This is a genomic window from Gilliamella sp. CG25 (assembly GCF_046635705.1).
Taxonomy (GTDB): Bacteria; Pseudomonadota; Gammaproteobacteria; order Enterobacterales; family Orbaceae; genus Gilliamella; species Gilliamella apicola_I.
The window spans coordinates 50,102-62,358 of the sequence record NZ_JBIDFJ010000010.1; the positions used below are offsets into that span (position 1 = coordinate 50,102).

Sequence of the window (12,257 nt, forward strand, 5' to 3'; positions counted from 1 at the left end):
ATCACATGAACCACAATTCACTATTAAGCAAAGGCATGGTGGCAACCATGCTGGCGCAATTCTTTTCGGCATTTGCAGATAATGCAATATTCTTTGCTATTCTTGCCTATATCAGAAAACTTCAGTACCCAGAATGGAGTGAGTCAGCACTACAAATCGGTTTTGTGATTCCTTTTATCATCCTTTCTCCTTTTGTTGGTCAATTTGCAGACTGTATGTCTAAAGGAAAAGTCATGATGATTTCAAATGGTATGAAGCTATTAGGCGCAGCCTGTATCTGTCTTAATTTCAACCCTTTTATTGGCTATTTTTTAGTAGGTGTTGGTGCAGCGGGTTATTCGCCTGCTAAATATGGCATTTTAGGCGAACTGACTTCAGGTAATAATTTAGTCAAAGCGAATGGATTGATAGAAGCATCCACTATTGCGGCTATTTTACTGGGTTCACTTGCTGGTGGACATCTTGCCGATATGAATGTCAGTGCGTCCTTACTTGCATGTGTATTAATGTATGGTTTTGCTGTTATTGCTAATATTTTTATTCCTAAACTCCCTGCTGCCAGAAAAGATATTCAATGGAATATAAAGGGTATGATAAAAGATTTTAGTAAAACCGTTCACATTATTCTCAATAATAAACTTGTTTTATATACTTTATTAGGCACAAGTCTATTCTGGGGGGCGGGAGTTACCTTACGATTTTTATTAATCCTTTGGGTACCAGCTGTTTTAAACATTACTGATATCGCAACACCAACAAATCTAAATGCAGTCGTTGCTATCGGCATTGTTATTGGAGCAGGATTAGCCAGCTTACTGGTCTCAATCAATAATACGTTACGTTGCATTCCGGCAGGTATTATGATGGGCATTGCCGTTATCGCATTCACTTTACAAAGCAACCTTATTGCTTGTTATGTATTATTAATTGTTATTGGTGCGTTAGGCGGATTCTTTTTAGTACCCTTAAATGCATTAATTCAAAAAACGGGTAAAGATCTCGTTGGTGCAGGCAGTGTCATTTCCGTACAAAATTTAAGTGAATATACTACAATGATGGTTATGTTGGGTCTTTATACTGTTGCTGTATCTTTTAAGATCTCGATAATAACAATTGGCGTTAGTTTCGGCGCTTTATTTGCAATTGTCATCTTTTTACTGTGGCTAGGATTAAAAAAGTATGCAACCAATAAATCTATCAAAAATGTTAACTGAAAGTCGTAATCCATACAGCGAAAAAATTGATAGCTGTTCGACGATCGATATACTCAAAATCATCAATAATGAAGATAAGCATGTTGCCGTTGCTGTTGAAAAAGAGTTAGCAAATATCGCTAAAGCAGTGGATGTGATTAGTCAAACTTTTTTAAATCACGGTCGTTTAATTTATCTCGGTGCCGGCACTTCAGGTCGGCTTGGTATTTTAGATGCAAGTGAATGCCCACCCACCTATGGCACCCCTCCTCAACAAGTCATCGGATTGATTGCTGGTGGTCAAACGGCAATTTTTAAAGCAGTTGAAAATGCCGAAGATAATCCTGAATTAGCAATAACTGATTTGAAAAATATTCACTTTTCAGCCAATGATATTTTAGTTGGTATTGCCGCAAGTGGTCGCACTCCCTACGTTATAGGTGGTATGCAATTTGCTAAATCAATTGGCGCAACAGTGATAAGTTTATGCTGTAACCCCAATGCCCCTATGATTGATCTGGCAGACGTCGCCATCACACCAATTGTAGGAGCTGAAGTGATAACGGGTTCATCAAGAATGAAAGCCGGAACAGCACAAAAACTTGTCCTTAATATGTTAACCACCGCTAGCATGATCAAAATTGGTAAAGTTTACGGTAATTTAATGGTCGATGTCGAAGCCACTAATGCTAAATTAATTGAGCGACAAATATCCATTGTCATGCAAGCAACTGAATGTGACCGCCAAACGGCAATGTTAGCGCTTAAACAGAGTGATAGACACTGTAAAACAGCTATTTTAATGATTCTCGGTCATCTTGATGTTGATCAAGCAAAAAAATTATTATCAGAAAATAATGGTTTTATCAAAAAAGCACTATCGGCGAGTTGATAAGATAATTATAGAAAAAATAAACATAAATGGTCTGTTTTTATGATCTATGTCTAATTTTCAAATTAGGATTATTGACAATCTATTACATAATAGAGAAATATAAAAACTGTACCATTTATTTAAACAGAATATTACAGGCATAACAGTGCACTGAAATAATTATAATAATATGATTTAGTAAGATTAAGCGTAAATTCATCACTTCTTTCATGGATGTATACACTTCTCGCTAATTTCTGATATTAATTTTTTATTCAATTTTTGAAAGACACAAGGACATTGTATGAGGAAATCACTATTTCATATCGCTATACTTGGTATTTTCATCCTATCAACGCCAATGGTTGTCTATAGTCAAAATCATCAGCTTTTAACAAATTCCAATTTATCAACGATATCCACTATCTCGGATCCTACTTTGATAAAAACCCAATTTGGATTAGTTAAAGGTCAACTCGACAACATCAACAACGTTCTCGTGTGGACAGGCATACCTTATGCGAAAGCACCCTCAGGGGAGCTAAGATGGAAAAAACCGATTGACCCTGAACCATGGGAAGGTATATTTGATGCAACTCAAGCAAGTCCTATCGCATTTCAGCTCAATGAAAATAACATCATTGGTTCAGATAATAGTTTAAATCTCAATATCTATCGACCGAATAATAATAAAAAAAATTTACCAGTTCTCGTTTATATTCACGGTGGAAACAACCAAATCGGAAAAGCAGAAGAGATGACTGGCAACGGCATGGTAACCGATCTGGATGCAATTTTTATCTCAATCAATTATCGTTTGGGGCCACTCGGATTTAATCCGCTTCCTGCCTTGCAAACGGGTGATAGACTCGAAGATTCGGGTAACTATGCGTTATTGGATATGGCAAAATCATTAGATTGGATTAAAGACAATATTACCTATTTTGGTGGAAATCCTCACAATATCACTGTCTCTGGCTTTTCAGCGGGTGGGCGAGATGTGATGGCGATGTTAATCTCACCTATTTTTAAAGATAAATTTCAAAAAGCGATCTCTTTTAGTGGCGGTATGACCATAGCAAATAAGGAAGATAGCATTAAAGTCTTTGCCAAAGCTATTGCCCCACTTGCTGTTGAAGATAAAATAAAGCCGACCGAAGAACAAGCTTATTATTGGCTGTTAACCGATCATCCCGATGTCAAAGCATATTTGTATAGCCTATCTTCCGAAAGATTGGTATCACTGATGAATAATGCTGGAATCAGAATGAGTGTCTTTCCGCATTTATATAACGACGGCTATGTGATCCCCAAAGAAGGTTTTAATACGCATCAATATCATTCTGTGCCATTGATCATGCTGACCGGTACGGGTGAATTTTCATTATTCGCAAAATCTTCAGCTTATTTTAGCTCATCCTTCAATCATGGTATACCAAGTGGACAAACACTAACAGCATTTCAATTCGCCAATAAATATGGCGGAAAATTATATGATTTATTTAACGTTTCAGACTCAGCCCAAAAAATGGCACCTTTTTATAAAGCAAAAATTTATGGTATGGAAATACAATATGGCGAAGATCAAAATGTTGTAGGCTTACCAATGGGATTATATGGTGCTTTTCATGGTGTTTTTTTACCACTGATGGATCCGTATTCAGAAAATTATAACGGGTTAATAGCAAATGCCTATAAAACTCAAGGCGCTAAACAACTCAGCAAGATTTATAAAAAATATATTCATAATTTTATCTATAACGGCGATCCTAATGGCGACGATTTAGTCTATTGGAATAATTGGTCTACAACAAATAATAACGCAAATAAGGGACTACTCTATATCAATGCCGACAAAGAAAAAGCTATAGTTTATATGGGAAGACAACATTTTTCTTACCGTGATGTGCTTGATGAAATGGATAAAGATCAATCTATTCCACCAGAAATAAAAAAAACGCTTATTTCTGAGGTATTAAATGGTCGGTGGTTTAGTCATGAACTTGATCTTAGATATCATAATAAGTCATTATGGTTAAAATAACTAATCTTAATGAATAAGATTATCGATCTTATTGTTCTGTCAAGAAGTTGAAATTTGTCAATGAGTAAACTTTAACATCCAATGACACAACTCAATTATCAGATAAAAGACTTTAACTTTTTTATGATTAAACATTTTGTATTTTATGAAGGACAACAGATTATTTATACAAAAAGCTATTTACAAAATGGGGATTTATTTCAATAATTCTATTCGAAATAAAACTTATATTGGTTCGTTAATATCACGAATTTCAGCCCTGTTTAAAGTTACAGACTATATTATTTATAGTTAATTTTTAATATCAATTTTTGATAAAAATTTATGACATTTATATTATGAATATAATATAAAAATTGGGAGGTAGTTGTATGGTAGGAATTATTCTAGCAACTCATGGTGAGTTTGCAGAAGGGATTCTACAATCTGGGTCAATGATTTTTGGAGAGCAAGAAAACGTGCAAGCCGTAACCTTGCATCCGAGTGATAGCCCTGAAAGTTTAAAAGAACGGATGTTAGCCGCAATAGCAACTTTCGACGATCAAAATGAAGTACTTTTTTTAGTTGATTTATGGGGTGGCACGCCATTTAATCAAGCAAATAATCTATGTGGTGAGCACCCCAATTGGGCAATTGTTGCAGGTTTAAATCTACCGATGCTTATTGAAGCTTATTCATCTCGTTTTTCAATGGAAACAGCTAAAGAAATTGCCGTTGCAATCTTAGAATCAGCAAAAGAAGGAATTAAAGCAACAGTTGAAGCACCTGCTGCAAGCACCACTGCTACTCAACAAACAAATACCATACCTGAAGGCACCGTTCTAGGTGATGGTAAAATGAAAATTGTCTTGGCTCGGGTTGACTCTCGTTTATTACATGGTCAAGTCGCCACCGCTTGGACAAAATCAACCAATCCTAATCGTATCATCGTGGTATCGGATTCAGTATCGAAAGATGAATTAAGAAAAAAACTGATCGAAGAAGCCGCTCCTCCGGGGGTAAAAGCAAATGTCGTGCCGATTAAAAAAATCATCGAAGTTTCGCGCGATCCACGATTTGGCAATACTAAAGCATTGTTACTATTCGAAAACCCACAAGATGTATTACGAACTATTGAAGGCGGGGTCGACATTGATACCCTTAATATTGGCTCAATGGCGCACTCTGTCGGTAAAGTAATGGTAAATAAAGTGCTTTCAATGAATGCGGATGATGTAGAAACATTTGAAAAATTAAAAGAAAAACACGTTAAATTTGATGTTCGCAAAGTACCTAATGATTCTAATAGTAATATGGATGAATTGTTGAAAAAAGCGAAAGAAGAATTAGCAGCACAAAAGAATTAGGACTTATACAAGAGGTTATATTATGACATTATCAATTGTTGCTATCATTTTAGTGATAGTTATTGCCTTTCTGGCAGGAATGGAAGGTATTTTAGATCAGTTTCAATTTCATCAACCGTTAGTTGCCTGTTCATTAATTGGTTTGGTGACCGGTAATCTTGAAGCGGGTGTTGTTCTGGGTGGATCATTACAAATGATAGCCCTAGGTTGGGCTAACATCGGTGCAGCTGTTGCACCCGATGCGGCTTTAGCCTCTGTTGCTTCGTCCATTATTTTGGTTTTAGGAGGACAAGGTGCTGCAGGCGTATCAACAGCTATTGCTATTGCCATTCCTTTAGCAGTTGCAGGATTATTTTTAACAATGATTGTCCGAACGATTGCTGTACCATTAGTACATATGATGGATGCAGCAGCAGAAGAAGGTAATATCCGTAAAATTGAACTATTACAAATATTAGGTATCTGCTTACAAGGTTTAAGAATCGCCATTCCGGCAGCAGCGCTATTATTTATTCCAGCCGAAACAGTAAAAGGCGCATTAGAATCTATGCCTGAATGGTTAACAACAGGTATGGCAATTGGTGGTGGTATGGTCGTTGCTGTGGGTTATGCCATGGTAATTAATATGATGGCAAATCGTGAAGTTTGGCCATTCTTCATCATTGGTTTTGTGGTTGCAGCTATCTCACAATTAACCCTTATTGCGTTAGGTGCATTAGGTATTGCATTAGCAATGATTTATCTTAGCCTTTCAGAACGTGGCAATTCATCAAATGGTGGAAGCAAAGGTGATCCACTTGACGATATTTTAAATGATTACTAAGTACTTGGAGTAAAAAAATGACTGATAAAATTCAATTAAGCAAAAAAGATCGTTTAGCGGTTGCTTGGCGCTCAACCTTTCTCCAAGGTTCTTGGAATTATGAACGTATGCAAAATGGTGGTTGGGTCTATTCAATGATCCCTGCAATAAAAAAACTTTATACCACCAAAGAAGATCGTTCAGCAGCACTTAAACGCCATTTAGAATTCTTTAACACTCACCCTTATTTAGCTTCACCGGTTCTTGGTGTAACGCTTGCTCTCGAAGAAGAACGTGCTAATGGCGCTGCAGTTGATGATGTTGCCATCCAAGGTGTAAAAGTTGGGATGATGGGACCTTTAGCCGGAGTTGGTGATCCCGTGTTCTGGTTTACGGTAAGACCAATGCTTGGTGCGCTTGGCGCATCACTTGCACTTAGTGGCAATGTTATGGGACCAATTTTATTCTTTCTACTTTGGAATATTATCCGTTGGAGTTTTATGTGGTACACCCAAGAGTTTGGTTACCGTACAGGTTCTAAAATCACCGATAATTTATCGGGTGGCTTATTGCAAAAAATTACCAAAGGTGCTTCCATTTTAGGGATGTTTATTCTGGCGGCCTTGGTGCAAAGGTGGGTATCAATTAATTTTCAACCTGTTGTTTCAAAAGTTAAATTAGGCGACGGTGCTTTTATTGATTGGAATCACTTACCAGCTGGTTCAGAAGGCATTCAAACCGCATTACAACAAATGCAAGCGGGGTTATCCCTTACTCAAGAAAAGGTCACCACCCTACAAAATAACTTAGACCAACTGATACCAGGACTGGTTCCGTTACTTTTAACCTTTTTATGCATGTGGTTATTACGTAAAAAAGTATCACCTATCTTAATAATCCTCGGACTCTTTGTTGTCGGGATTGCTGGACACGTGATTGGTCTTCTATAAGTTCAAACTTTAAGTAATCGATAAAAAGCATAATTTACTGTTTAAATTATGCTTTTTTATCTTTTATCAACAAATATTTGAATAATTGAGTCCAAAGGTTTTGGCTGTTCAAGTCATAAAAAAAACAATAAATTAACTTTAGTATTAATATGGAAGTCATATAAATGGTTCAATCATTAAACTCTAAAATAGACCTAACCGTTAAAGCTACCGCATTTACAGCTTTTACCGAGTATGGACAAATTATGATTGGAAATAAAGCGTTGGAATTTTATCATCAGCGAGATGCACGTAAATACATCCAAATCCCATGGCAAGAAGTCGAATATGTTTCTGCATCCGTCTTATTTGGGGGAAAATGGATACCACGTTATACTATCCACACGAAACAAAATGGCTCCTTTACCTTTGCCTCAAAAAATCCTAAAGACGTATTAAGAGCAATCAGAGTTTATATTGGTGGTGACAAAATGATAAAATCATTAGGTTTTTTTGGTGTTTTAAAGCGAGCATTTACTCGCAAACCAAGTCAAAAATAATCGATGCGAATATCCAAAATATTATAAATTATTCTAGCGTTATTCATGGTGAGGGTGACAACGGATAATGAATGCTATTTTGTCCATTCATTTTTTAATTGAATCTATTATATACTATCTTGTCTCTATCAATCATAATCAGTCATTGCACTTTTTGCCAGAAGGAGTATAATTCTGGGGCTTTGATTCTGTCCATGTTGGGCAGGAAAAAGATTATTTTTTAATTTAAGAGGATGTTATGGTAACTATTCGTTTAGCTCGTGGTGGCTCTAAAAAGCGCCCTTTTTATCAAGTAGTTGTCACTGATAGCCGTAACCCACGTGATGGTCGTTTTATCGAACGCATTGGTTTCTTTAATCCAATTGCACAAGGTAAAGCAGAAGAATTACGTTTAGATCTTGATCGCGTAAATCATTGGGTTGGTTTAGGTGCAACTGTTTCTGATCGTGTTAATTCATTGATCAAACAAGCACAAAAAGCTGCTTAATTAAGTAATAGATAGTCACTGTAAAATGAATACTGAGAATTTCATTGTTGTTGGTAAACTTGGTTCAAGCTACGGCATTCGTGGATGGCTCAGAATTTTTTCGTTTACAGAATTTCCAGATAGTATTTTTGATTACACACCTTGGTATATCCAGCGAGCTGGAAAATGGCAAGAGGTAATCGTAGAAAGCTTTAAACCCCATAATCAAGATATGATTGTGAAACTCAAAGGTGTTGACGATCGTGATCAAGCCAATGCATTAACCAACATTGAAGTGTTTGTCGATGCTGAAAATTTGCCTGAACTGAATCATGGTGATTTTTATTGGAAAGATCTGATTGGGTGCCGAGTAAAAACAGTCAACGGTTACGATTTAGGTCAGGTCACTGATTTAATGGAGACCGGCTCTAATGATGTATTGGTGGTAAAAGCAAATCTAAAAGATGCATTTGGAGCAACAGAACGTTTAATCCCTTTTGTTGAAGAACAATTTATTAAACAAGTTGATTTAACAACAAAAATGATTGTGGTCGATTGGGATCCTGCTTTTTAATTGGTAAGGTAACACTATGTGGATTGGCGTAATTAGCCTTTTTCCCGAAATGTTTCAAGCCATTACCTGTTATGGCGTAACTGGTCGAGCTGTAAAAAATGGGCTGTTAACATTAAATTATTGGAATCCGCGCGACTTTGCGCATGATAAGCATAAGACTGTCGATGACAGACCTTATGGCGGTGGGCCGGGTATGTTAATGATGGTACAACCCCTTAGGGATGCAATTCATGCAGCGAAAGCTGTAGCAGGTGACAATACAAAAGTAATCTATCTTTCCCCACAAGGGCGCAAATTGAACCAACAAGGCGTTTGCGAATTGTCACAAAATCAAAAATTAATTTTGATTTGTGGACGTTACGAAGGTATTGATGAACGCGTGATCCAAACCGAGATTGACGAAGAATGGTCAATTGGAGATTACGTATTGAGTGGCGGTGAATTACCGGCAATGACGATGATTGATGCACTGGCAAGATTTATTCCCGGCGTGTTAAATCATGAATCATCAGCAGAAGAAGACTCTTTTGCTAACGGTTTACTTGATTGTCCTCACTATACCAGACCTGAGGTGTTAGATGGAATGGCGGTGCCTGACGTGTTAATGTCTGGTCACCATGAAGCGATTCGTCGTTGGCGATTAAAACAATCCCTTGGACGAACTTGGTTAAGAAGAGAAGATCTTCTTGAAAATCTAGCTCTGACTGATGAAGAGCAATGTTTACTCGCTGAGTTTCAACGTGAATATCAGGATAAACATAGCCATTAAGATTTCAGTATAACTAGTAAGAGATAATATTATGAAAAATGCAATTATTCAGCAATTAGAACAAGAACAAATGAAAAAAGACATCCCGTCTTTTCGCCCGGGTGATACGGTTGAAGTAAAAGTATGGGTTGTTGAAGGTAACAAAAAACGTCTTCAAGCATATGAAGGTGTGGTTATTGCAATTCGCAATCGTGGTTTACATTCTGCATTTACAGTACGTAAAATTTCGAATGGCGAAGGTGTTGAAAGAGTATTCCAAACTCACTCACCGATTGTTGATTCAATTACTGTGAAACGTCGTGGTCAAGTACGTCAAGCTAAACTTTACTACTTACGCGAACTTCGTGGTAAAGCGGCTCGTATTAAAGAGCGCCTAAACTAGTTTTTATTGATTAACAATAAAAAACGATTAAAATAGATTAAATTAAATATGGTCACCATTAAGGTGACCGTTTTTATGTGTAACCAATATTTTTTCCCACCAGCTATCGTTGACACAATTCAAGCAATATCTTGGTCGAATAAAAGGTAATATTATGGCTAACTATCTTGTTGAGATTCTTGCCACAACAATAAAATTATTTGCATTAATGACACCACCTGCTGTATTAAGTGCATTTTTGAGTGGTACAAAACAGTATGATGAACAAGCACGCCGAAAAACCGCACGTAAAACGTCTTGTGCCGTTTTTATTATTGGCATTGTGCTATTCTTTTTCGGTAATGCGATGTTTAGTATTTTTGGCTTTACTCTCGATGCATTTCGAATTGGATCGGGGGCATTACTCTTTGTAACAGCAGTGGCATTAATGAACGATTCGCCTGACAAAAATAAAATTAATAGCGATGATGATATTAGTGTTGTCCCTTTGGCTATCCCGCTTTGTATGGGCCCCGCATCAATTGGTACAATTATCGTATTAGGGACAAGTTCAGATGGTTTAATTCAAAATTTAATTGGTGCGTTATCACTATTCATTGCATCAAGTGGTATTTATGCCATGTTATTATGCTCTAAAACCATCGCTAAAGTTTTAAAAAATACCGGAATTGCAATTTTATCAAAATTAACCGGATTATTAATTTCAGCAATTGCTGCCCAAGTCGTATTTACTGGCGTCGCCGGAATTTTAAATCTTAATTAGTCAGATCATTGAATATATTAGATAATGACAAAGGTCAGATGTTATCTTCTCGGTAATCACTACTACGTTTACGATAGTGAGTGATTACACCAACCTTATTTAACCAAATAGTTTAGTCATTTGCATGGGGCATAATTAATTTTCTTTTTTTGAAGAAAAAATACGAACTGATAATAATCATAATTAATACCAATTCCGATATAAAAATAAAATAACCGGATTCACCAAACCAAACTCCAATAATGATAATCGTATTAATCACCATCGAAATGATCGCAAGCCATGGATAAAATGGCGATTTAAATTTAATGGTCTCTTGCAGATATTTCCCCTTATTGACCCCTTGACGAAACTGAAATTGACACCAAGCGATAATAATCCAAGCAAAACATCCAACCTGCCCTGTCGCTGCAACCAAATAAAGATAAAGTTTTTCCGCAGCAATGTACTTTGAAAATAATGATACCAGCGCAATAATGGATATAAACAATATTCCTTTGGTTGGCACACCCCGCCTATTTACCTCTGCAAAATATTTTGGTGCTAAATTATCCTGAGACATTGACCATAACATTCTAGAACTGGCATAAATTGCAGAATTAGCTGCCGATATAGCGGCGCAAAAAATGACAAATAACATGACATAAGATGCAAAATTGATGCCTGCTTGCGTAAATACCCAAACAAAAGGGCTTATCTCTTCTTGTGCATTACCATAGGGATAAACAAGTGCCAAAACTGCAATTGCTAAAACATAAAATAGGATGATTCTAAAAGCGACACCTGTAATTATTTTAGGTAAAACGGTTTGTGGTGATTGGGCTTCCCCTGCTGCACTTCCTATCAATTCAACGCCTTGAAAAGAGTAAGTGACAATCGTCATACAGACAAAAATCGCTGAAAAACCGTTAGGAAACCATCCGTTTTCTGTTTTCAATGTTGGTAGCACATGGGTGTCAGCATATTGATGATATAGCAAGTAAATACCTGTCCCAATAAAAGCAATAATTGCCAGAACTTTTATTGTTGAAAACCAGTATTCACTTTCGCCGTAAGCTCGTACCGATGTGAGATGTACAAAGGTTAAAATAATTAAAATAATTAGACTAAACAGATAAATAGGAATAGAAGTGATAAATTGGTGAGCAATAATTGATGCCGCCGTTAAATCAGCCGCCATCGACAGCACCCAACTTAACCAATATAACCAACCTATAGTATAGCTCCAAATGGGATTAGGTATAAACATTAACGCATAGTGCTGGAAAGAACCGGCATGAGGAAATGCGCATGAAAGCTCACCTAAACAGAGCATAGTGGAGAGCATAATACAACCAGCCATCAAATAAGCAATAATCGTCCCCAGCGGACCAACCGTGCTAAGTGGTGCTGCAATACCAATAAATAATCCGGTACCAATCGAACCACCCAAAGAGATCATCAACAGATGCCGATTTTTTAAATTCTTTTTTAAACTAGTGGTACTCGGATAGGAACTTCCTTGATATTCAGATGTTGCCATGTAAACCGCCTAGTAAGGTAAAAAAGCTGCTGG

The 12,257-nt window shown here is 36.8% G+C and carries 13 protein-coding genes; 12 read left to right on the forward strand and 1 reads right to left on the reverse strand.

Going from position 1 to position 12,257, the window contains the following annotated elements:
- Positions 1–5: 5 nt before the first annotated feature.
- From lplT to ACGH6P_RS08780, 12 genes are all read left to right on the forward strand, one after another.
- Positions 6–1,214, forward strand: a complete 1,209-nt coding sequence (gene lplT / locus ACGH6P_RS08725) for a lysophospholipid transporter LplT (protein ID WP_411597287.1) — start codon at positions 6–8, stop codon at positions 1,212–1,214.
- Entirely contained in the window at positions 1,180–2,085 is a 906-nt protein-coding gene (gene murQ / locus ACGH6P_RS08730; protein WP_411597288.1) for an N-acetylmuramic acid 6-phosphate etherase, read from the forward strand. The genes lplT and murQ overlap by 35 nt, the downstream gene beginning before the upstream one ends.
- 286 nt (positions 2,086–2,371) lie before the next feature.
- Positions 2,372–4,111, forward strand: coding sequence for a carboxylesterase family protein (locus ACGH6P_RS08735; protein WP_411597289.1), 1,740 nt, complete (start codon positions 2,372–2,374; stop codon positions 4,109–4,111).
- 371 nt (positions 4,112–4,482) lie between these two features.
- Positions 4,483–5,457, forward strand: coding sequence for a mannose/fructose/sorbose PTS transporter subunit IIA (locus tag ACGH6P_RS08740; protein ID WP_220215867.1), 975 nt, complete (start codon positions 4,483–4,485; stop codon positions 5,455–5,457).
- A 22-nt stretch (positions 5,458–5,479) separates the two neighbouring features.
- Entirely contained in the window at positions 5,480–6,280 is an 801-nt protein-coding gene (locus ACGH6P_RS08745; RefSeq protein WP_065559702.1) for a PTS mannose/fructose/sorbose transporter subunit IIC, read from the forward strand.
- A 17-nt stretch (positions 6,281–6,297) separates the two neighbouring features.
- Entirely contained in the window at positions 6,298–7,209 is a 912-nt protein-coding gene (locus ACGH6P_RS08750; protein ID WP_267380138.1) for a PTS system mannose/fructose/sorbose family transporter subunit IID, read from the forward strand.
- A gap of 164 nt (positions 7,210–7,373) precedes the next feature.
- Positions 7,374–7,748, forward strand: a complete 375-nt coding sequence (locus ACGH6P_RS08755) for a DUF956 family protein (protein ID WP_411597290.1) — start codon at positions 7,374–7,376, stop codon at positions 7,746–7,748.
- A gap of 238 nt (positions 7,749–7,986) precedes the next feature.
- Entirely contained in the window at positions 7,987–8,235 is a 249-nt protein-coding gene (gene rpsP, locus ACGH6P_RS08760; protein WP_065559705.1) for a 30S ribosomal protein S16, read from the forward strand.
- Between the two features lie 25 nt (positions 8,236–8,260).
- Positions 8,261–8,788 carry a ribosome maturation factor RimM gene (rimM, locus tag ACGH6P_RS08765; RefSeq protein ID WP_220215871.1) on the forward strand — a complete coding sequence of 176 codons (528 nt, stop codon included), beginning with the start codon at positions 8,261–8,263 and terminating at the stop codon, positions 8,786–8,788.
- A gap of 16 nt (positions 8,789–8,804) precedes the next feature.
- On the forward strand, positions 8,805–9,557 hold the full coding sequence (gene trmD, locus ACGH6P_RS08770; RefSeq protein WP_411597291.1) for a tRNA (guanosine(37)-N1)-methyltransferase TrmD: 753 nt from the start codon (positions 8,805–8,807) through the stop codon (positions 9,555–9,557).
- A gap of 31 nt (positions 9,558–9,588) precedes the next feature.
- Positions 9,589–9,939, forward strand: a complete 351-nt coding sequence (rplS, locus tag ACGH6P_RS08775) for a 50S ribosomal protein L19 (protein ID WP_034900792.1) — start codon at positions 9,589–9,591, stop codon at positions 9,937–9,939.
- Between the two features lie 154 nt (positions 9,940–10,093).
- A complete protein-coding gene (locus ACGH6P_RS08780) occupies positions 10,094–10,702 on the forward strand; it encodes a MarC family protein (protein ID WP_267352013.1) in 609 nt (202 codons plus the stop codon).
- Positions 10,703–10,814: 112 nt separating this feature from the next.
- On the opposite strand, the gene ACGH6P_RS08785 is transcribed toward ACGH6P_RS08780, so the two are convergent.
- Entirely contained in the window at positions 10,815–12,224 is a 1,410-nt protein-coding gene (locus ACGH6P_RS08785; RefSeq protein ID WP_411597292.1) for an amino acid permease, read from the reverse strand.
- Between the last annotated feature and the right edge of the window lie 33 nt (positions 12,225–12,257).

Coding starts and splice junctions, on each gene's coding strand:
- lplT (WP_411597287.1), top strand. CDS start 6: ATGAACCACAATTCACTATTAAGCAAAGGCATGGTGGCAACCATGCTG.
- murQ (WP_411597288.1), top strand. CDS start 1,180: ATGCAACCAATAAATCTATCAAAAATGTTAACTGAAAGTCGTAATCCA.
- ACGH6P_RS08735 (WP_411597289.1), top strand. CDS start 2,372: ATGAGGAAATCACTATTTCATATCGCTATACTTGGTATTTTCATCCTA.
- ACGH6P_RS08740 (WP_220215867.1), top strand. CDS start 4,483: ATGGTAGGAATTATTCTAGCAACTCATGGTGAGTTTGCAGAAGGGATT.
- ACGH6P_RS08745 (WP_065559702.1), top strand. CDS start 5,480: ATGACATTATCAATTGTTGCTATCATTTTAGTGATAGTTATTGCCTTT.
- ACGH6P_RS08750 (WP_267380138.1), top strand. CDS start 6,298: ATGACTGATAAAATTCAATTAAGCAAAAAAGATCGTTTAGCGGTTGCT.
- ACGH6P_RS08755 (WP_411597290.1), top strand. CDS start 7,374: ATGGTTCAATCATTAAACTCTAAAATAGACCTAACCGTTAAAGCTACC.
- rpsP (WP_065559705.1), top strand. CDS start 7,987: ATGGTAACTATTCGTTTAGCTCGTGGTGGCTCTAAAAAGCGCCCTTTT.
- rimM (WP_220215871.1), top strand. CDS start 8,261: ATGAATACTGAGAATTTCATTGTTGTTGGTAAACTTGGTTCAAGCTAC.
- trmD (WP_411597291.1), top strand. CDS start 8,805: ATGTGGATTGGCGTAATTAGCCTTTTTCCCGAAATGTTTCAAGCCATT.
- rplS (WP_034900792.1), top strand. CDS start 9,589: ATGAAAAATGCAATTATTCAGCAATTAGAACAAGAACAAATGAAAAAA.
- ACGH6P_RS08780 (WP_267352013.1), top strand. CDS start 10,094: ATGGCTAACTATCTTGTTGAGATTCTTGCCACAACAATAAAATTATTT.
- ACGH6P_RS08785 (WP_411597292.1), bottom strand. CDS start 12,224: ATGGCAACATCTGAATATCAAGGAAGTTCCTATCCGAGTACCACTAGT.